We start from the raw sequence: 18,379 nt of genomic DNA on the forward strand, positions 1-18,379 counted from the left end.
ATCCGTGCCGGGAGCACGCCGGAGCGGCGGCCCGCGGCCCGGTCCGGCGGCGCGTCCCGGACACCTCCGCTCCGGCGGGGCAGCCCCCGCGGGTCCGCACGGGGGACCGGCGGCGCTCACCCCGATGGCGCACCGGCGCGGGAGGAAGCACTCCGCCGGCCTTCCGCGCCCCGCACCACGCTGATGCGCGCCTGGGGTGCCACGAGCGCACCGGATGAGCGCGGCGGGGGGGCCGGGGACCGCACCGGACGGGCTCTCCGGTCTCACCCGCCCCGGCGCCGGGCGATCGCCGGCCACGAGCCGGACACCGTCTCCCGCGGCTGGGCACCGCGGGGCGACTGTCGGCGCCCGGCGCCATGCTGGAAACAGCGCGGAACCCGGTACGCGGGGCCGGGGACGGCACGACCGGCCCATCCCGCACGACCGGCCCATCCGGCCCATCCGGCACAACGGAGGAAGCATGCTGACGACCGACGGCGTTCCCGGCACCCCGATCTGGCTCGACCTGGGAGCCCCCGACACCGCTGCGGCCGCCGCCTTCTACCGGGCGGTGTTCGGCTGGACCTTCCGCTCCGCCGGGCCGGAAGCCGGCGGCTACGGCTTCTTCCAGCACGACGGCAGGACCGTGGGCGCCCTGGGGCCGCTCACCGAACGGGGCGCGGGCTCCGCCTGGACGACCTACTTCACGACCACCGACGCGGACGCCGCCGCACAGGCGGTGCGGCAGGCGGGGGGCACCGTCCGGGTGCCGCCGGCGGACGTCTTCACCGCTGGGCGGATGGCCGCCTTCACCGACCCGACCGGCGCCGGGTTCGCCGTGTGGCAGCCCGGCGACATCAAGGGCCTGGAGGCGGTGATGGAACCTGACACGCTCTGCTGGACGGAGCTGTACACCACGGACGCGGCGGCGGCCAAGGCCTTCTACCGGGCGGTGTTCTCCTGGGACTACGAGGACATGGAGATGGGCGGTGACCTGGTCTACAGCGTCGTCTCCGCACCGGGCGGCGGCAGGGGCGGCGACAGCGGACAGGGCGGCATCATGCAACTGCCGCGGGAGAACCTGGCCGCCGGGTCGACGTCGGAGTGGCATCCGTACTTCGGTGTGACCGACTGCGACGCGACATTCGCCAGGGCCACCGGGAACGGCGCCACCGCCCTGATTCCCCCGACGGACGCGCCGGGCGTCGGCCGGCTCGCCATGCTCCAGGACCCGGCCGGCGCCCCGTTCGCCCTGATCAAGGGCGACCCGGCCACGACCTGAGACGGACCCGACCGACCGGCCCCGCCGCACCGAGGGCGCCGGCCGGACAGCGCCCGCTTCCGGCCAGAGGCCGCACCCGCGCGGCGCCCGGCCTGGAAGAATTCCGCGAGCGATGAGCCAGACATCCGGAGAGCCCTCCCCGCACCCGGTCCCGCCGGTGCCGACCAGCGCCGATGTCGCGCGGCTGGCCGGTGTCTCCCGGGCCACCGTCTCCTACGTGCTCAACGACACCCCGGCGGTACGCATCAGCGAGCCGACCCGCCGACGGGTGCGCCGGGCGGCCCAGGAGCTCGGCTACGTGCCGCACGCCGCGGCGCGCAGCCTGCGGGCCGGCCGCACCCGGATCGTGCTGCTGCCCGGCGCCCACGTCCCCCTGGGGCCCGTTCTCGGCCGTTTCCTCGGAGAGCTCCAGTGGGCCCTGCGCGACCTGGGATACACGGTCCTGCAGTACGCCTCCATGGGGCTGGAGGGCGACGAGGCGGCCCGCGCGTGGGCCGAGCTGCGGCCCGTCGCGGTCGTCACGCCCGGCCGGCCGGCTCTCACCCCGGCCGGTGTGCGGCTCCTCAAGCGCTCGGGGGCCCGGGCGGTGATCACGCTCGGCCCCCGGCCCGTCGCGGGCGCCCACACCATGGCCGTGGACCAGCGGCGGGTGGGCGGCTGCGCCGTCACCCACCTGCTGGAGCGCGGGTACCGGCGCATCGGGGTGGTGGTGCCCGAGGAGCCCGGTCCGGAGCTGCTCTCCGGCCCCCGGCTCGACGGCGCCCGCGCCGCGGCGGCGGGCACCGACGTCCTGGTGGAGGAGGTCCGGCTGGCGTACACGGAGCAGTCCGCCGACGCGCTCGCCGCCCGCTGGCCCGCCCTGGCCCTGGACGCCGTCCACGCCTACGACGACGAGTACGCGATGCTCCTGATGCGGGCCCTGGAGGACGCCGGCATCGCCGTCCCCCGCGACACCGCGGTCATCGGCACCGGCGACCTGTTGCTCGGCCGGCTGCTGCGGCCCCGGCTGAGCACCGTCCGGATGGACCTGGAGACCGGCCGGCAGGTGGCGGACCTGGTCGACCGCGCGGTCCGCGACCCGGACGGCATCCCGCGGTGGCACGAGTTGTTGACGGCCCGCGCGATCCGGCGCGGGTCCACCTGAGGGGCGCGCCAGGGGACGAGCCGGCTCGTCCGGGGTGCGTGTCCCCGCGCCGGGCGCACGCCCAGCCGGGGTGCGCGCCCGGAGGAAGGTCTCTAGCGTCGCCTTCATGAGCACAGATCCGCAGCGCTTCGAGATCCTGGTGGTGCCCGAGCACGTGGAGGGCCACGACTCCGCGCACCTCGCGGACAGCGCCATCCGCTCCGGCGTGGTCGAGGCCACCGGCGAGAGGGGCGCCTCCGGCTACCCCCGGTACGTGGGCCAGGGCATGGAGGCCGACATCGACCCGGAGACCCGTACCGTCGAAGCCCTGCTGGTGGACGGCGCGGAGCTGGACTACGGCCTGTCGGCGCGGATCGCCGACCGCGCGCCCGACGACCGCGCGCGGGGCGGCGGTACGCCCGACGGCCGCCGTTGACACCGGGCGCCCCAGGAACGGAAACTCGGCCCGAGCCGGGTGGACAACAGTTCACCGGGCGAACAGCCGAGGCAGGTGGGAGAACCCCGATGAGCAGCCGCGACGTCTTCATCGTCGACGCCGTCCGCACCCCGATCGGCAAGTTCGGCGGCGCCCTGTCCTCGGTGCGCCCGGACGACCTCGCCGCGCACGTCGTCAGGGCCCTCGTCGACCGCACCCCCGCCCTGGACCCCGCCCGGATCGACGACGTCTACTTCGGCGACGCCAACGGCGCCGGTGAGGACAACCGCGATGTCGCCCGCATGGCCGTCCTGCTGGCGGGCCTGCCCGTGACCGTGCCCGGCGTCACCGTCAACCGCCTGTGCGGATCCGGCCTCGAAGCGGTCATCCAGGCCGCCCGGGCCGTCGCGCTCGGTGACGCCTCCGTCGTCCTTGCGGGCGGCGTCGAGTCGATGTCCCGCGCGCCCTGGGTGCTGCAGAAACCAGAACGCGCCTTTCCCGCCGCGCACCAGCAGCTCCACTCGACCACCCTCGGCTGGCGCATGACCAATCCGCGGATGCCCGCGGAGTGGACGGTGCCGCTGGGCGAGGGCGCCGAGCTGATCGCGGACAAGCACGCCATCACCCGCGAGCAGCAGGACGCGTTCGCCCTGAGCAGCCATCAGAAGGCCGCGGCCGCCTGGGCCGCCGGACTCCACGACGGAGAGGTCGTCCCGTACCCCGGCGCCGACCTCTCCCGCGACGAGTGCGTCCGCGACAACACCTCCATGGCGGCCCTCGCCCGGCTGAAGCCGTCCTTCCGCACCGACGGCACGGGAACGGTCACCGCCGGCAACGCCTCACCCCTCAACGACGGCGCCGCGGCGCTGCTCCTGGTGGACGAGGACGGCCTGCGCGCCTGCGGGCGGGAGCCCCTCGCCCGGATCCGCGCCTCGGCCGTCACCGGCATCGAGCCGCAGCTCTTCGGCCTCGGCCCGGTGGAGGCGGTCCAGCGGGCTCTCGCCAAGGCGGGCCGCGGCTTCGCCGACCTGACCACGTTCGAGCTGAACGAGGCGTTCGCCGCCCAGTCCCTGGGCTGCCTCGCGGAATGGCCGGAACTGGACCCCGCGGTGGTCAATCCCCGTGGCGGGGCCATCGCCATCGGCCACCCGCTGGGTGCGTCGGGCGCCCGCCTGGCCGGTGCCGTCGCCCACCAGCTCGCCGCCGCGGGCTCGGGCACCGGGCTCGCTGCCCTGTGCATCGGCGTGGGCCAAGGGCTCGCGCTCGTCCTGGAACGCTGACCGGACGTCCGCCCGGCCGGGGCGCGGCCGGCCCCGGCCGCTCCCCACGGGGCCGCCGCGCCGACCCCGCCCGGTGGTGCCGCGCGGTGCTCAGCCCTTGGACTGGGCTTCCTCGATCGACTTGCGGACCTCGTCCATGTCCAGCTTGCGGGCCTGCTCGATCAGGTCCTCCAGAGCCGGTGCGGGCAGCGCGCCGGGCTGGGAGTACACCGCGACGTTCTCCCGCACGATCATCAGCGTCGGCACCGACTGGATGCCGAAGGCCGCCGCCAGCTCCTCCTCCTCGTCCGTCTGGACCTTGGCGAAGACCAGGTCGGGGTGGTGCTCGGACGCCTTCGCGTACGTGGGGGCGAACTGCCGGCACGGCCCGCACCAGGAAGCCCAGAAGTTGATCAGGAGGAACGGGTTGTCATTGACGACCTGATCGAAGTTCTCCTTGGTGAGCTCTACGGTGCTCATACTGTCTCCCTCTTCCCGGTGTCCGTCGGCGTGGTGCCGGCACAACGGTGCCCGGCCTCGTCGTATTCCGGGTTCCCCTGTGGCCACGGCCCATACGCGCCATCACACTGACCCCATGACACGAGCGAGCGAAGCGCGGGAGTCGGGCGAGTACGACGTGGTGGTCCTGGGGGCGGGCCCGGTGGGGGAGAACGTGGCGGACCGGGCCGCGGCGGCCGGCCTCGGCGTCGCGGTGGTCGAGAGCGAACTGGTCGGCGGCGAGTGCTCCTACTGGGCGTGCATGCCCAGCAAGGCGCTGCTGCGCCCGGCGATCGCCCGCGCCGACGCCCGCAAGGTGCCCGGCCTGCGCCAGGCCGTGGGCGGCCCGCTGGACGCCGAGGCCGTGCTCGCCCATCGCGACGACTACGCCGCCCACTGGAAGGACGACGGGCAGGTCGCCTGGCTCGACTCGATCGGCGCCCGTCTGCACCGCGGCCACGGCCGGCTGGACGGCGCCCGGCGGGTGACCGTCACCGCCCCCGGTGGCGAGCGGTACACCCTGACCGCGCGGCACGCGGTCGCCGTGTGCACCGGCAGCCGCGCCGTACTGCCCGGCCTGCCGGGCCTGGCCGGCGCCCGCCCCTGGACCAGCCGGGAGGCGACCAGCGCCCAGCGGGTGCCGGACCGGCTGGCCGTGGTCGGCGGGGGAGTGGTCGCCGCCGAGATGGCCACCGCCTGGCAGGCACTCGGCTCCCGTGTCACCGTGCTGGTACGCGGCGGAGGCCTGCTGCCGCGCATGGAACCGTTCGTCGGCGAGCACGTCGCCGACGCCCTCACCGAGGCCGGCGCCGTCATCTGTACCCATGTCTCGGTCACCGCCGTCGAGCGCGCCGCCGGCACCGGGCCGGTCACCCTCACCCTCGACGACGGCTCCCGCGCCGAGGCCGACGAGGTGCTCTTCGCCACCGGCCGGGCCCCGCGCACCGGCGACCTGGGCCTGGAGACGGTGGGTCTGGACCCGGGCTCCTGGCTGTCGGTGGACGACACCTGCCGGGTCACCGGCACCGATTGGCTGTACGCGGTCGGCGACGTCAACCACCGGGCCCTCCTGACCCACCAGGGCAAGTACCAGGCCCGGGTCGCCGGGGCCGCCATCGCGGCCCGCGCCGGGGGCAGGACCGCCCTGGACACCGCTCCCTGGGGGGAGCACGCCGCGACCGCCGACCACGCGGCCGTGCCCCAGGTCGTCTTCACCGACCCGGAGGCCGCCTCGGTGGGACTCACCCTCGCCGAGGCGGAGGCCACCGGGCGACGGGTGCGGGCGGTCGACCACGACCTGGCGGCGGTGGCGGGGTCCGGCCTGTACGCGGAGGGCTACCGCGGCCGGGCGCGCATGGTGGTCGACCTCGACCGGGAGATCCTCCTGGGCGTCACCCTGGTGGGGCCGGCCGTCGGTGAACTGCTGCACTCGGCGACGGTGGCGGTGGCGGGCGAGGTCCCGATCGGCCGGCTGTGGCACGCCGTACCCGCCTATCCGACCATCAGCGAGGTGTGGCTGCGGCTGCTGGAGACGTACCGGGGCTGACCGGGGCGCGCCCCGGCCGCGCCGCTGCCTCACGCGCTTCTCGGCGTCAGGCCGGGGCTGCCCGCCTCGGTCACGAACGAGGCGGCCGTACTGAGGGTCCCGCCCGGTGCGGTGACGACCGAGACCGTCTTGAAGTCGATGTCCGCCTGGGTGCTGGAGAGGCTGATGACGCTGTATCCGCGCAGCCCGTTGTAGAACCGCATGTGCGGGTTGGCCTGCATCATGAGGTCCCAGTTGCTGGGCTTGGCGACGCCGTCCCGGCCGCTGGTGACGGAGGTCGTGGCGATCTCGGTGCCCACGGTGCGCGAGGCGGGGTCGTCGAAGTCGGCCTTCAGGTCGAAGGCGTACCCGACGTGGGCGTCACCGGAGAGGACCATCAGGTTGTCCACGCCGGCCGCCGCCGCCCCGTCGAGGATCCGCTCGCGGGAGGCGGAGTAGCCGTCCCAGGCGTCCATCGAGACCTTGTGGTCGGCGGTGGCCGCGTTGCGGCGCTGGGCGAAGACGACCTGCTGGGGGACGACGTTCCACACCGCGTCCGAGGCCCGCCAGCCGTCGATCAGCCAGCGCTCCTGGGCGTCGCCCGTCATCGTGCGCGCGGGGTCGGCGGACTCCGGGCCGGGGGTCTGCCAGCCGTCGCCGTAGGCCTGGTCGGACCGGTACTGGCGGGTGTCCAGGATGTCGAACTGCGCGACCGAGCCGAACGTCAGCCGCCGGTACAGCTGCATGTCCGCCCCCTGCGGCTGCTGCGGCACGCGCAGCGGCTGGTTCTCCCAGTACGCCCGGTAGGCGGCGGCCCGGCGCAGCAGGAACTCCTCGGGCGGCACGGTGTTCTCCGGGATCGCCCCCGCGTAGTTGTTCTCCGTCTCGTGGTCGTCCCAGGTCACCACGAAGGGGTGCGCGGCGTGCGCGGCCCTCAGGTCGGGGTCCGTCTTGTACAGGGCGTAGCGCAGCCGGTAGTCCTCCAGCGTGACCGTCTCCCGGTCGAAGTGGGCAGGCAGCCGCACATCGGTGTACTCGCGGACGCCGCCCACCGCGTTGACCCCGTACTCGTAGATGTAGTCCCCGAGATGGACGACCAGGTCCACGTCCTCCTCGGCGACGTACTTGAACGCCGTGTAGTACCCGTCGAAGTAGGCCTGACAGGAGACCGCCGCGAACGTCAGCGACCCCGGACCCCCCGTCATCGGGGCGGTACGGGTACGGCCGGCCGGGCTGATCCAGGTACCGGTGCGGAAGCGGTAGTAGTACGACCGGCCCGGCAGGAGCCCGCCCACCTCGACCCGCACGCTGTGGTCGAACTCGGGGTGGGCGGTGACGCTGCCGCTCTGCACGACCAGGGCGAACCACTCGTCGTAGGCGACCTCCCACTGCACCTCGACGCGCTCCTCCGGCAGGCCGCTGTCGAGGTCGTACGGGCTGGGCGCGAGCCGGGTCCACAGCAGGACGGAGTCGGGTCGCGGGTCCCCGGAGGCCACCCCCAGGGTGAACGGATCCTTGGTGATCCGCCTGGCGTCCAGCTCGGGAGCTGCGGAGGCACCCCGCGCGGGCAGGTGCGTGGTGAACGCGAGGGTCGCGGCGGCCGCGGCGACGGTGAGGAGACGGCGGCGGCCGACGTGCTGGGCCGCGGCACGGAGCTCGGGCGGGTGGGTCGCCATATGAGGTGTCATATGCCCGCTTTTACACCTTCGTTGGCCGGGCGTCCGGGTGGCTTGACGGGACGGGGCACTGGTCCGATTGTCCGACGAAAGGGATCGGTCGCGGCGCGGCCCGGGCCGTGACCCCGGGCGGATTGAGGCGTTGGTCGGGTTATGACCAAGACTCAGCGTGTTCTTGCCGCGTTCGTCATCGCCGCCGGCGCCTCCGCCCTGGCCGCTCCCCCCGCCGGCGCGGCCATCGTCCCCAAGCCCGGGCCGCAGGGGCCGTCCCTGCTCAGCCGGGTCGACAACCTCAGCTCGATGGCCGTTCCCGCCGAGCACCGCTCCCAGGTGCCGACGATCACCGAGCAGTTCGGCGGCGTCGACGGACTCCAGCGGCTGGGCGAGCTGCGCCAGCTCGTCGCCCCGGTGGCGCCGGTCCTGGGGCTGGTCCCGGGCGTGCGGTTCTGACCGGGTGGCCGCGCGGGGCGGTGGGGCCGGCACATGGCCTCCGCCGCCCGCGCGGGGGCGGCGCCCCCGGCGGCGCCGGTCCGGACCGGCGCCGGGGCGCCCGCGAAAACGGAAGGGCCCCGTCGCGACGGGGGAGACACGACGGGGCCCCGCTCACCATATGCCCGGCATACGCGCGCCCACACGCACGGGCACCCGCGCGCCGCCCCCGGTCCGTAAGGGCCGGTCGGGCACGCCTCCCGGATGTCCTCGCGGATCGCCGGTGCGCGAGGGGGCGCTTGAGGGCGCACAGCACCGCCACGAAGCGGTTCACCGGGCCACCGCCTCCCCGTCACCGGGTGCCCGCCGCCGCAAGGCGGGGACGGTGCCCCGCACCGGCGGACGTACCGCACCCGGGCGCGTGCCGCACCAGGTGGCGCCGTCGGGCGCCGGTACGGGGACCGGGCGCCCTCAGGCGTACGAGGTGAGGCGCAGACGCGTCCCGCTCAGGTAGTGGTCGCCGATGTCGCGCAGCCGGTGGGCGAGCGAGTTCCGCGCGGTGAGCACGCGGGCGTTCCGCCAGAACCGGTCGAGGCCGGGGCCGTCGTCGGTGATGTCGGCCCCGTCGGTGAGTTCCAGGAGGCGGGAGGTGATCTGAACGGCGGCCCTGTCCGTGACGGCCTCCGCCACGTCGACCAGCACCGCGATGTCGGCGCGCTGGTCCGTCCCCAGGCCCGGACCCGTCAGCAGCCCCCTGCCCAGGGCGTCGGTCGCCCGTTCGACGACCGCCTCGGCGGAGTGGGCCGCGGTCGTCAGCTCACCGTAGGCGAGGACGAAGTAGGGGTCGGTGTTCCGCTGTTGCGCCAGGGGGCCGTCGTGTTCGTCGTCCCCGGCGGGCCAGGCGCCCCACTCGGCCCGGCTGCTGTCCCGCGCCTCCGCCAGGGCGCCTTCCGCGGTGCCCAGGCCGACGTGGGCCAGCATCAGGCGCAGCGCCAGGGGAGCGAGCCCGGCGAAGGCGGACACGGCGTGCTCCTCGCACGGAACCACCCCCAGGACGTCGTCGTCGCCGACGAACACCTGGTCGAAGGTGACGCTCCCCGCCCCGGTGAGCCGCTGTCCCAGCCGGTCGTTCGCGACATCGGTGATCACACCCGGGAGGGCGGGGTCCACCAGCGCGATCAGTAATTCGTCGGTCGTGGTGGACCGCCCGCCGACGACCAGCCGGTCGGCCACGGCCACCCCGGCGGTGAAGGACCGGCTCCCCGACAGGACGTATCCCCCCGGCGCGGGCGTGACGGTCAGGCCGGTTCCCGCCTCCGTCCCCCGCGGTTCGACACTTCCCGCCAGGAGCCACTGCTCCCGCGCGGTCCTGAGCTCGAAGCGCGCCGCGGTCTCGGCGCCGCCGAAGAAGCGGGCGCTCCACGACAGCACATGGTGGTGGGCGAGGATCTCGCCTATGGAGCTGTCCGCCGTGGCGATCTCCCTGACCGCGGCACAGGCGGACTGCCAGTCGGCGCCGTTGCGGCCGGGGAGCCGGCCCGGCCGGGGTGCTTCCGGCGGGGTCAGCAGCGCCGGCAGGCCGGCCTCCCGCAGGCGTGCCACCTCGTCGAAGGGGACCTTGCCCGCCCGGTCACGAGCCGACGCGTCGACGGCCAGGTCGTCGGCGACCTCGCGGGTGACGCGCGGCCAGATGTCGGTTTCGGTGGCGAAGCCGTCCGTGCCGGCCCCGCTGCGAGGTATCGCGTTCGTCGGCATGCCGCCGGTCACCGCCCCACCGGCTGTGCGTCCGGGCCGTCCACCCGTACCCGGCACCTCGCGCCGGACCGGGCCGGGACCGAGGCCGTAAGGATCGTCGCCGTCACCGTCACCTCACACGTCATGGAGTTTCCCCACTGGTTCGGTAGGGATAGTGATAGTGCCAGACGATGTGCCGTACACCAAGGGGCTGTTCACCCAGTGGACCGAAGCCGTGACCGCCGTGAACCGCCGTGCCCGGGCAGGCGCGCCGCGAGACGGCGCCACGCGACCGCCGTCCGTCTCGGGAGTCCGTCTCGGGGTCTGTCTCAGGGGTTGGTCCAGGCCTCCGGGTCGTCCGTCAGGGCGGAGACCTGCGGCGGGAGTTCGGAGGACGCGACATCGGCCAGCGTCACTCCGTCCAGGATCTGCCGGACGTTGGCGCGCAGCGCGATCCACAGGGGCAGCAGCGATTCGGCCGGGCCGGTGTACGACAGCTCCGGCGGACGGACCCCGCGCACCGAGACGAGCGGTCCGTCCACCACCCGGATGACGTCGGCGATGGTGATCCGGTCCGCCGGCCTGGCCAGCCAGTAGCCGCCGTTGCCGCCGCGCTGGCTGCGCACCAGGCCCCCGCGGCGCATGTCGTTGAGGATGCCTTCGAGGAACTTGTGCGAAATGCACTGGGAGTCGGCTATGGCTTCGGCCTTGAGGGGCTCCGTCTCCCGGGCGGTCGCGAGGTGCAGTGCCGCACGCACGGCGTAGTCGGCCCTGGCTGAGATGCGCATGCCCGCATTATCCCCGGCTCCGGCGCCCCCACGGCATCCCACCGGCCCGGCGGGGCGGACCTCCGGACGCGGCCTCTCCCGCGTCCCGCGTCCCGTGTCCGCCGAGAGGGTCCGGCGCACACCGGCCGGAAGTGTTCGGGCCGAACGTTCCGTCGTGCTTCTCCCGGACCGCTCCGACCGGCGGCCGGTCTACCCTGCGATCACGGAACTGCCTCCGCCCGCCCGGGACTTGTCCGAGCCGGTCGCCCCGGGGTGGCGTCAGGCCGGTCAGAACGCGGAAAGAACGAGCTTCGGCCGCCCCGAGAAGGCGTCACCCGTCCCGGCCCTGCTGCTCTCCCTCGTGTGTTTCCTCGTCGCGGCGTCAGTGGGGTTCCGGCAGTGGCAGGCCCTGGAGCTGGGTGGGTTCGACCTGGGGATCTTCGACCAAGCCATGCGCGGCTATGCCGACTTCTCCCTCCCCGTCTCCTCGGTGAAGAACTACCACCACGAATTCCCGCCGGGGTTTTCCCTCCTGGGGGACCACTTCTCTCCCGTCCTGATGCTCGCGGCGCCGGTGTACTGGATATGGGACGACCCCCGAATGCTGCTGCTCGTCCAGGCAGGCTGCTTCTCGCTCGGAGTGCCTCTCGTCCGAGGCATAGCCGCCCGTGTGCTCGCGCGCAGCGGTGCCGCGCACAATGAGAGGCTCATCAACACCTTCGCCTTCTCGTACGCTGTCGGATGGCCCCTCGTCACCGCCTCCAGGGGGGATTCCATGAGGTGGCCTTCGCCGTTCCGCTGACGCTCGCGATGTTCCACGCGGCTCTCCGTGAACGCTATTCCCGGACCCTTGTCTGCGGAGCCCTTCTCACCTGTGTCAAGGAGGACCTCGGTCTGGTCGTGGGCGTCTTCGGTGTCGTTCTGGTGCTCCGGACGTGGCGTGCGCAAGATCGACCCGGAATGATGGCGGGGAGCGCCTTGGCGCTCGGAGGGCCGGCGGTGTCGGCGTTCGCGGTCCTGGTGATGATTCCGCTGATGGGCGGAGAGCCGGGGTACTACTGGAATTACCAGGAACTCGGTCCTGATGCAGCATCGGCCTTGTGGAACATCGCCAGCCACCCGGCGCTGGTCCTCGACGTGGCGTTCGACGCGCCGGTGAAAGGGCTGTTGCTGCTGTGGATATTCGGATCGCTCCTCTTCCTTCCGCTGTACTCGGCCACTTCGCTCTGCATGCTGCCGCTGCTGGCCGAACGGCTCCTCTCTTCCAACCCGAACCACTGGACGGCGGCCCGGCACTATGACGCCTTTCTCTGGCCCATTCTTGTGACAGCGGCGATCGAGGCGACGGCGAGGTTGCTGGGAACGCGTCGGCGTGCCGGTGAAAACACCCGTCGGCGTTTGATCGCGCCGGCCGTCGCCGTCGTGGCCGCCACCACCTCTCTGGTCATCACCGGTGAGCGCGCACTGTTCGACCCGGTGCCCGACAGGGTGCGCATCAACGCGGAGGCCTTGAAGAGGGCTGCCGCTGTCATACCGGAGGGGGCGTCGGTCGAAGCGGACAACCACGTGGTGCCGAGGCTGACGGCGAAAGCCGATGTGGTGCTCGTGGACGGAAGGCCCCGAGGTATGGAGTACGTCCTGATCAGTACGGTGGAAAGGGCCTTCCCATTCCAGGACGTGCGACAACAGGTCGAGCGTGTGCGGTTGTTGTCGCGTCACGGCTACCGCAGAGTGTGGGAAGAGGACGGCGTGCTGGTCCTCCGCCGGGTCGGCGTTACGCCGATTCCCGGCCAATGCGTCCCCGACGAGCGGAGCGTCCCGGTCACGGACGTTGTACCTCCGAACGTCGGCCACAACCTCTTCAGGGGATAGCGACCGACGGGACGACTCCGCCGGTGTGCCGGTGTCTTGGCGAGTATGGCACTTGGACATGAGGGAGCTCATGGAACGGCGGCTCCGGCCGGAAGCCATGGCCGGGCATGCCGAGGGCCCGGCCCCGCTGTGGGAAGCGGGACGGTGGTTCGCTGGGGCCGGCACGGGTGACGGCGGGACCCTGGACGGACACGGTGGCCCAGCGAACCGGCGAGCGGTGGTTCGGCCGTGAACCGGCGGGGAAGTCAACATCCGGGACGTGCGGGCTGTCTGGGGGAGAGCCGTGACACAGCTGAGCGACGAGGAGCGGGACGCGGAGATCATCGCTCTGCTGATGCGGGAGTACGAGTCGCTGCGGACCGAGGTGGCGCACCGGGTGGCGGCCAGGATGCACATACTCGGCTTCTCGGGTGTGGTCGCCGCGCTCATCGCGACCGGCGGGTTGTCGCCGCACAAACCCAATGTGTACCTCGCGGGTGTGACCGTGCTCCTCGGGCTGGTCTGGTTGCGGGAGAGCAACCAGGGCATCCAGCGCATCGGCAGGCACCTGCCTGACGTCGAGCGCGAGGTGAACCGGCCGTCGGCCCGCGCCTACGGCGGCAGTGCGCTGTCGTGGGAGACGCACAGGCACAGGGGGCGGCAGCAGGAACGCCCCGTCTGGCGCTTCATCGGGCGTATCGGCGGCTGGACCGGCCGTAACTGACCCGGCCGGTCCGCGCGCCCGTGCGGGAACCTGGGCGACCGGACCCGCGCCCCTGGACGGGGGCGGCCGGCGGCGAACCGGGCGGAACGGCCCCCGGCCGCGCGAGCCCCCGTACCCGGCTCTGCCCGGGTCGCCGCCCCGCACCCGGGGGCACCTCTCGGATCCTCCGTGGCGGCCGCGTCGAAGCCGGCAGGCTGCGGTGCCGTCCGTCATCGCCCACCCGCCCCGGCCGTGCGCTCCCGGCGCTCCCCACCGCCCCCTACCGGTACGAGGACCGGCCGTGCACCGAGCTGAAGTCCAGCGCCTGTGCCACCTCCCGCTCGGTCTGCTCGGCCACGCGCCGGGCCTCGGCGGGGACGTCCCCGCGCTCCCGTATCAAGGTGTCGTAGATCGGCGCGTCGGTTCTGGCTGCTGCGGGATTCACGGCGGAGTGCCTTTCGTCTGACGGTGCGGACCGCTTCCGCCCGACGGCGGCAAGCGGGGGACGAGTGTACGCGGGGCCTGATCGAAAAGACCGGCCGCCCGGTTGGTCGGCGGGCACCCGGTCCGTTCGCCGTGCCCTCGCACCTCCCGCCCGGGGTGGGAGGTCGCCCGATGCGGTGACATCCCGGTGCCAGGCTGTGCGTCCCGGAGGAAGTGGGCGATCATGGGGCCGATGCCTTCCTCGTCCGCCGACCGCTATCCGGTCCCCGCTCTCATCGGAAAGATCGTCGCGGCGGTCCGGGAGGGCGACGGGCCCTTGGTCGACCTGCTGCTCCCGCGACTGGCCGGCCTCGGTGACCTCGATTCGCTGTTCGCCCTCCGCCAGGCCCTGGACGACGACCTGGAACGGCCGCAGCGCCCGCACCCGGCGCGGCACGGCGCGCGGCGCCGACCGCGCGCCGGGTGACCGCCACCGGTCGGCACGTGTGCGGCGGATCGTCGCGGGCAGGCGCATGGCCATGGGAACGCTGAGCCGATGGGAACGGGCCCTGGAGCGCTGGCAGGACTCATTGCGCGCCAAGATCTTCCATCACGAACCGGTCGAGTTGCTCGACGCGTTGCGGCGCGAGTGTGACGACCACGCCGTGGTGTGCAGTGCCGACCGGGTGGTGGTGCCCAACGCCTACGAGGTCCAACTGACCGATGGCGCGCGCCGGGTGCTGTGGCGCAACCGCGCCCGGGTGGGCCAGGCACTGACGGACACCCTGGCGCGCCACGGCGAGAAGAAGGGGTACGAGTGGGCCGGTCCGTTGACCGTGCGGGTCACCACGTCGTCACGGCTGCCCAACGGCCGTTACCGGGTCACCAGCAGCGCCATGCCCCACGTACGGGCCGACGGCTTCCCGCCCGCCGCTGAGCCGCCGAGCGGCCCGCCGAGCTGACCGGGTTCGGGCCGGATCCGCGCCCAGGGCCTGACCATGGTCCGGCCGGGCCCGGCCCCCGGAGGTGCAGGCGCCGGAGGCCCGAGCTCCGCGAGGTCTCTGCGTGTGTACACCGGGTCCGCCCTCTGGGAGGCCCTGAGGGAGTCCCCGCCAGGGGCTGGAGGACGCAGCTCCTGCTCGGCCGCTGAACGGTTCCCATCCCGGCCGCGCGGTTTCCTCCGGCGCGGTCGCCCCACCCCCCGTGGGGGACAGGCCGGGACCGTGTGCTCCGGAGGACCGGCCGGAGCGGGCGCCGTCCCGGCCGTCCCGTACTAGCGTGCTTGTCATGAGCGCTCCTGACGGCCGGCCCGTCGGTGTCCCCGGCCAACCGCACCCCGACCCACTGCGGCAGCTCACCCTGGCCGAGCTGCGCCGCCGTACCAGCGTCAAATGGCGCGCCCACCCGGCGGACGTCCTGCCGCTGTGGGTGGCCGAGATCGACGCCCCGCTGCCCGCCCCGGTCGCGCGAGCCGTCACCCACGCGCTCACCATCGGTGACACCGGATATCCGGGGCCCGAACCGGCCTACGCCCGGGCGCTCGCGGCGTTCGCGGCTCAGCGGTGGGGCTGGGACGGTCTCGCGGTGGAGCGGACGGCGATGGTGCCGGATGTGATGCTCGGCATCGTCGAGGTACTGAAACTGGTCACCGGAGCCGGGGACACGGTGGTCGTCAACTGTCCCGTGTATCCGCCGTTCTACCAGTTCGTGACCCAAATGGACCGGACGGTCGCCGAGGCGCCGCTCGATTCGCGCGGGCGTATCGACCCGGTCGCCCTGGAGGCCGCCTTCCGCCGCGCCACCGCGCACGGCCGCCGCGCCGCCCACCTGCTGTGCAGTCCGCACAACCCGACCGGCACGGTCCACACGGGCGACGAGCTCGCGGCCGTCGCGGCACTGGCCGCCAAGTACGGGGTGCGGGTCGTCGCCGACGAGATCCACGCGCCGCTGGTGTCCGCCGGTACTCGGTTCGTCCCGTACCTGGCCGTACCCGGCAGCCGGGACGGCCTGTCGCTGATGTCCGCGTCCAAGGCGTGGCACCTGTCCGGCCTCAAGGCCGCCGTCGCCATCGCGGGACCCGACGCCGCCGGTGACCTCGCCCGCCTCCCCGAGGAGGTGGGCCATGGCTGCAGCCACCTCGGGATCATCGCCCACACCACCGCCCTGCGGGAGGGCGGGGACTGGCTGGACGCGCTGCTGGCGTCCCTCGACCGCAACCGCCGGCTGCTCGCCTCCCTGCTGGCCGAGCACCTGCCGGCGGTGCGGTACCGACCGGGTGCCGGGACCTACCTGGCCTGGCTGGACTGCCGGGCCCTCGGCCTGGGGGACGACCCGGCGGCCGTCTTCCTCCGCCGGGCCAGGGTCGCCCTGAACCCCGGGCCCACCTTCGGCACGGGAGGAGCCGGGCACGTCCGGATGAACCTGGCCACCTCACCGGAGATCATCACGGAGGCGGTACGGCGGATGGGCTCGGCGGTCGGCTGAGGGGCGCGCGGCCCCGTCCAGCCTGGGCGGGTGCCGTTCTCAGGGCGGGCCCGGGACCGTTCCGCCCTGCAGACGTTCGATGTCCGACGGGCGTACCTGAATGACCAGCAGGGCGAGCAGCGCGGCCGCCACGGCGAACACGGCGGCCATGATGAAGGCCGTCGCGACGCCGGACGCCAGCACCTCGTCCGCCCACGGCGGCGGCAGCTCACCCGTGCGGCGGAACAGTAGCCGTTCCCGCTCGGTCGCCCGGGCCAGGAAGACGGGCACCTGCCGGCCCGCCTCGTGGGAGCTCGCCGTGCCGAACACCGTCACCAGGATGGACAGCCCCAGCGACCCGCCGACCTGCTGGGTCACGTTGAGCAGGCCGGACGCGGCGCCCGACTCGTGGGCGGGGACGTGGGACAGCGCCATCAGCGTCAGGGAGACGAACTGCATGCCCATGCCCAGGCTGAAGACCAGCATCGGCCCCAGGATGCTGCCCGTGTAGGTCGAGTGGACGTCCGTCAGCGTCAGCCACCCCAGCCCGGCCGCCGCCAGCAGGGCGCCCGTCACCATGAACGGCTTGGGGCCGTACCTGGGCAGCAACTGGGAGGCCAGCCCGGCGCCGACCGCGATGACCGCGCTGACCGGCAGGAACGCCAGACCGGCCCGCAGGGGGCTGAAGTCCAGGACGTTCTGGACGAAGAGCGTCAGGAAGAAGAACATGCCGAACATCGCGGCGGCGAGACTCAGCATCATCCCGTACGTACCGGCCCGGTTGCGGTCGGCGAACATGTGCAGCGGTGTGATTGGCTGTCCGGAGCGCCGCTCCACCAGGACGAACGCCCCCAGCACCACCACGGCGGCGGCGAACGACCCCACCGTGAGCCCGTCGCTCCAGCCCTCCTGGGCGGCCCGGATGAACCCGTACACCAGCAGCACCATGCCGAGGGTGGACGTCAGGGCGCCGGTGACGTCGAAGCGCCCCGGGTGGCGCTCGGACTCGTCGATCCAGCGAGGTGTGGCGAGGACGATCAGCAGCCCGATCGGTACGTTGACGAAGAACACCCAGCGCCAGTCGAGCCACTCGACGAGCATGCCGCCGGCGAGCAGCCCGATCGCGCCGCCGCCCGCGGAGACCGCGGCGAAGACGCCGAACGCCCGGTTGCGGGCAGGTCCTTCGGCGAACGTCGTACTGATCAGGGCCAGCGAGGTCGGCGAGGCGATCGCGCCGCCGACACCTTGCAGGGCGCGCGCCGCGAGCAGCTGACCGGAGTTCTGGGCCAGCCCGCCCAGCAGCGACGCGAGGACGAAGAGCAGTACCCCGAAGACGAAGACCCGGCGCCGGCCGAGGATGTCTCCGGCCCGGCCGCCCAGCAGGAGCAGCCCGCCGAAGGTGAGCGTATAGGCGTTCACCACCCATGACAGGCCGGTGGTGGAGAAGTGGAGCGAGCTCTGGATCTGGGGCAGCGCGATGTTCACGATGGTGATGTCGAGGACCACCATCAGCTGGCAGCTGGCGATCACCAGCAGGGCCATCCCACTGCCCCGCTCGGGGGACGCGGCCCGGGAGTGCTGAGGCACGGGAGGTCGGTGGGACGGCTGAGGTGAAGTCATGGCGCGACACCCTCGGAGGCACGGGAGGGAGGGCAGACGGGGACAGGCCCCTGCCGCGGATCACTCACCGGGGGACACGAGGCGGATCGCGCGGCGGTCCACTGGTCAACCGTAAGCCCGCGTCCCCGCGCTCACCAGTCGGCCTGGCGGTGCCGGTCGGGCCCGGGGCGCCGGCCCTGGGTCCACTCCGCGAACCACCAGACGCCCGCCACCACGGACGCCCAGATCAGGCCCTGGGGGACCGCGTCGCCCCACGGGGCGTGCTCGGCCCGTCGTTCCACCACCGCCAGCACCACCCAAGCGACCACGAGGACCACGCCAACCCGGAACCGACGATGCTTGAACATGTCCCTCCGCTTACCCGGCGAGCAAACGATCACGCCGGCCGGTTCCGCCGCGCCGGCGTGCCCCGCCGCCCGGCCGGCCCGCGCCGCCGGGGGCCGCCGACCGGCGGGGCGGCCCCCGGCGCCGGAGGCCGGTCCCGGCCTCCGGCGGGCAGGGGCGGATCAGGACGCCGGTGTGCTGTCAGGGGGTGGTTTTGCGTCGTTGGGTGACGGCTTGGGTGACGTCGTCGTCGACGAGGTCGTGGTTGAGGGCGAAGCCGGCGGCTG

The 18,379-nt window shown here is 73.5% G+C and carries 19 protein-coding genes; 12 read left to right on the forward strand and 7 right to left on the reverse strand.

Annotation, left to right across the window (positions count from 1 at the left end; translation table 11 throughout):
* The first annotated feature begins 460 nt into the window (after window positions 1-460).
* The 4 genes from AB0H53_RS24705 (at window position 461) to AB0H53_RS24720 (ending at window position 4,100) form a co-directional block, all read left to right on the forward strand.
* Entirely contained in the window at window positions 461-1,261 is an 801-nt protein-coding gene (locus tag AB0H53_RS24705) for a VOC family protein (protein WP_362117299.1), read from the forward strand.
* A 112-nt stretch (window positions 1,262-1,373) separates the two neighbouring features.
* Window positions 1,374-2,405, forward strand: coding sequence for a LacI family DNA-binding transcriptional regulator (locus AB0H53_RS24710; protein ID WP_362117302.1), 1,032 nt, complete (start codon window positions 1,374-1,376; stop codon window positions 2,403-2,405).
* Window positions 2,406-2,511: 106 nt separating this feature from the next.
* Window positions 2,512-2,820: a hypothetical protein gene (locus tag AB0H53_RS24715; protein WP_362117305.1), complete on the forward strand. Its 309-nt coding sequence runs from the start codon at window positions 2,512-2,514 to the stop codon at window positions 2,818-2,820.
* Between the two features lie 89 nt (window positions 2,821-2,909).
* The gene (locus AB0H53_RS24720; protein ID WP_362117308.1) at window positions 2,910-4,100 is read left to right on the forward strand and encodes a thiolase family protein; all 1,191 of its coding nucleotides are present in this window, start codon (window positions 2,910-2,912) and stop codon (window positions 4,098-4,100) included.
* A 90-nt stretch (window positions 4,101-4,190) separates the two neighbouring features.
* Here the strand turns inward: AB0H53_RS24720 and AB0H53_RS24725 are convergent, their stop codons facing one another.
* The gene (locus AB0H53_RS24725; RefSeq protein WP_362117311.1) at window positions 4,191-4,559 is read right to left on the reverse strand and encodes a thioredoxin family protein; all 369 of its coding nucleotides are present in this window, start codon (window positions 4,557-4,559) and stop codon (window positions 4,191-4,193) included.
* Between the two features lie 115 nt (window positions 4,560-4,674).
* Here AB0H53_RS24725 and AB0H53_RS24730 point away from each other — a divergent pair, with 115 nt between their 5' ends.
* Window positions 4,675-6,123, forward strand: a complete 1,449-nt coding sequence (locus AB0H53_RS24730; protein ID WP_362117314.1) for an NAD(P)/FAD-dependent oxidoreductase — start codon at window positions 4,675-4,677, stop codon at window positions 6,121-6,123.
* Window positions 6,124-6,152: 29 nt separating this feature from the next.
* Here the strand turns inward: AB0H53_RS24730 and AB0H53_RS24735 are convergent, their stop codons facing one another.
* Window positions 6,153-7,778, reverse strand: coding sequence for an alkaline phosphatase D family protein (locus AB0H53_RS24735; protein ID WP_362117317.1), 1,626 nt, complete (start codon window positions 7,776-7,778; stop codon window positions 6,153-6,155).
* A gap of 153 nt (window positions 7,779-7,931) precedes the next feature.
* Between AB0H53_RS24735 and AB0H53_RS24740 the strand changes: the two genes are divergently transcribed.
* Window positions 7,932-8,228, forward strand: a complete 297-nt coding sequence (locus AB0H53_RS24740; RefSeq protein ID WP_362117320.1) for a hypothetical protein — start codon at window positions 7,932-7,934, stop codon at window positions 8,226-8,228.
* A 450-nt stretch (window positions 8,229-8,678) separates the two neighbouring features.
* Here AB0H53_RS24740 and AB0H53_RS24745 read toward each other — a convergent pair whose 3' ends face one another.
* Both AB0H53_RS24745 and AB0H53_RS24750 read right to left on the reverse strand, forming a co-directional pair.
* Complete coding sequence (locus AB0H53_RS24745) at window positions 8,679-9,962, reverse strand: acyl-CoA dehydrogenase (RefSeq protein ID WP_362117322.1); 1,284 nt, start codon at window positions 9,960-9,962, stop codon at window positions 8,679-8,681.
* 308 nt (window positions 9,963-10,270) lie between these two features.
* Entirely contained in the window at window positions 10,271-10,729 is a 459-nt protein-coding gene (locus AB0H53_RS24750) for an Rrf2 family transcriptional regulator (RefSeq protein WP_362117325.1), read from the reverse strand.
* A 154-nt stretch (window positions 10,730-10,883) separates the two neighbouring features.
* Between AB0H53_RS24750 and AB0H53_RS24755 the strand changes: the two genes are divergently transcribed.
* The 3 genes from AB0H53_RS24755 to AB0H53_RS24765 all read left to right on the forward strand — a co-directional run bounded on the left by AB0H53_RS24755 (window position 10,884) and on the right by AB0H53_RS24765 (window position 13,283).
* On the forward strand, window positions 10,884-11,510 hold the full coding sequence (locus tag AB0H53_RS24755) for a DUF2079 domain-containing protein (RefSeq protein WP_362117328.1): 627 nt from the start codon (window positions 10,884-10,886) through the stop codon (window positions 11,508-11,510).
* Window positions 11,489-12,580, forward strand: coding sequence for a DUF2079 domain-containing protein (locus AB0H53_RS24760; RefSeq protein WP_362117331.1), 1,092 nt, complete (start codon window positions 11,489-11,491; stop codon window positions 12,578-12,580). Before AB0H53_RS24755 ends, AB0H53_RS24760 begins: the two co-directional genes overlap by 22 nt.
* 283 nt (window positions 12,581-12,863) lie before the next feature.
* Window positions 12,864-13,283 (forward strand): hypothetical protein, encoded by a 420-nt coding sequence (locus AB0H53_RS24765; RefSeq protein ID WP_362117333.1) that lies wholly within the window; start codon window positions 12,864-12,866, stop codon window positions 13,281-13,283.
* Window positions 13,284-13,542: 259 nt separating this feature from the next.
* On the opposite strand, the gene AB0H53_RS24770 is transcribed toward AB0H53_RS24765, so the two are convergent.
* Window positions 13,543-13,707: a hypothetical protein gene (locus AB0H53_RS24770; RefSeq protein WP_362117336.1), complete on the reverse strand. Its 165-nt coding sequence runs from the start codon at window positions 13,705-13,707 to the stop codon at window positions 13,543-13,545.
* A gap of 231 nt (window positions 13,708-13,938) precedes the next feature.
* On the opposite strand from AB0H53_RS24770, the gene AB0H53_RS24775 reads away from it, so the two are divergent.
* From AB0H53_RS24775 to AB0H53_RS24785, 3 genes are all read left to right on the forward strand, one after another.
* Window positions 13,939-14,172, forward strand: a complete 234-nt coding sequence (locus AB0H53_RS24775; protein WP_362117339.1) for a hypothetical protein — start codon at window positions 13,939-13,941, stop codon at window positions 14,170-14,172.
* Window positions 14,173-14,224: 52 nt separating this feature from the next.
* Window positions 14,225-14,647: a DUF3662 domain-containing protein gene (locus AB0H53_RS24780; RefSeq protein WP_362117342.1), complete on the forward strand. Its 423-nt coding sequence runs from the start codon at window positions 14,225-14,227 to the stop codon at window positions 14,645-14,647.
* 325 nt (window positions 14,648-14,972) lie between these two features.
* Window positions 14,973-16,169, forward strand: coding sequence for an aminotransferase class I/II-fold pyridoxal phosphate-dependent enzyme (locus tag AB0H53_RS24785; protein WP_362117345.1), 1,197 nt, complete (start codon window positions 14,973-14,975; stop codon window positions 16,167-16,169).
* Window positions 16,170-16,208: 39 nt separating this feature from the next.
* Here the strand turns inward: AB0H53_RS24785 and AB0H53_RS24790 are convergent, their stop codons facing one another.
* Both AB0H53_RS24790 and AB0H53_RS24795 read right to left on the reverse strand, forming a co-directional pair.
* Entirely contained in the window at window positions 16,209-17,690 is a 1,482-nt protein-coding gene (locus AB0H53_RS24790) for an MFS transporter (protein ID WP_362117353.1), read from the reverse strand.
* A 209-nt stretch (window positions 17,691-17,899) separates the two neighbouring features.
* A complete protein-coding gene (locus tag AB0H53_RS24795; RefSeq protein ID WP_362117348.1) occupies window positions 17,900-18,115 on the reverse strand; it encodes a hypothetical protein in 216 nt (71 codons plus the stop codon).
* Window positions 18,116-18,379: the final 264 nt, after the last annotated feature.

Source organism: Streptomyces sp. NPDC050856, assembly GCF_040653855.1.
Classification (GTDB): Bacteria; Actinomycetota; Actinomycetes; order Streptomycetales; family Streptomycetaceae; genus Streptomyces.

Bases quoted from the DNA above. Each gene is read 5' to 3' on its own strand.
- AB0H53_RS24705 (WP_362117299.1), top strand. From the start codon at position 461: ATGCTGACGACCGACGGCGTTCCCGGCACCCCGATCTGGCTCGACCTG.
- AB0H53_RS24710 (WP_362117302.1), top strand. From the start codon at position 1,374: ATGAGCCAGACATCCGGAGAGCCCTCCCCGCACCCGGTCCCGCCGGTG.
- AB0H53_RS24715 (WP_362117305.1), top strand. From the start codon at position 2,512: ATGAGCACAGATCCGCAGCGCTTCGAGATCCTGGTGGTGCCCGAGCAC.
- AB0H53_RS24720 (WP_362117308.1), top strand. From the start codon at position 2,910: ATGAGCAGCCGCGACGTCTTCATCGTCGACGCCGTCCGCACCCCGATC.
- AB0H53_RS24725 (WP_362117311.1), bottom strand. From the start codon at position 4,559: ATGAGCACCGTAGAGCTCACCAAGGAGAACTTCGATCAGGTCGTCAAT.
- AB0H53_RS24730 (WP_362117314.1), top strand. From the start codon at position 4,675: ATGACACGAGCGAGCGAAGCGCGGGAGTCGGGCGAGTACGACGTGGTG.
- AB0H53_RS24735 (WP_362117317.1), bottom strand. From the start codon at position 7,778: ATGGCGACCCACCCGCCCGAGCTCCGTGCCGCGGCCCAGCACGTCGGC.
- AB0H53_RS24740 (WP_362117320.1), top strand. From the start codon at position 7,932: ATGACCAAGACTCAGCGTGTTCTTGCCGCGTTCGTCATCGCCGCCGGC.
- AB0H53_RS24745 (WP_362117322.1), bottom strand. From the start codon at position 9,962: ATGCCGACGAACGCGATACCTCGCAGCGGGGCCGGCACGGACGGCTTC.
- AB0H53_RS24750 (WP_362117325.1), bottom strand. From the start codon at position 10,729: ATGCGCATCTCAGCCAGGGCCGACTACGCCGTGCGTGCGGCACTGCAC.
- AB0H53_RS24775 (WP_362117339.1), top strand. From the start codon at position 13,939: ATGCCTTCCTCGTCCGCCGACCGCTATCCGGTCCCCGCTCTCATCGGA.
- AB0H53_RS24780 (WP_362117342.1), top strand. From the start codon at position 14,225: ATGGGAACGCTGAGCCGATGGGAACGGGCCCTGGAGCGCTGGCAGGAC.
- AB0H53_RS24785 (WP_362117345.1), top strand. From the start codon at position 14,973: ATGAGCGCTCCTGACGGCCGGCCCGTCGGTGTCCCCGGCCAACCGCAC.
- AB0H53_RS24790 (WP_362117353.1), bottom strand. From the start codon at position 17,690: ATGGCCCTGCTGGTGATCGCCAGCTGCCAGCTGATGGTGGTCCTCGAC.
- AB0H53_RS24795 (WP_362117348.1), bottom strand. From the start codon at position 18,115: ATGTTCAAGCATCGTCGGTTCCGGGTTGGCGTGGTCCTCGTGGTCGCT.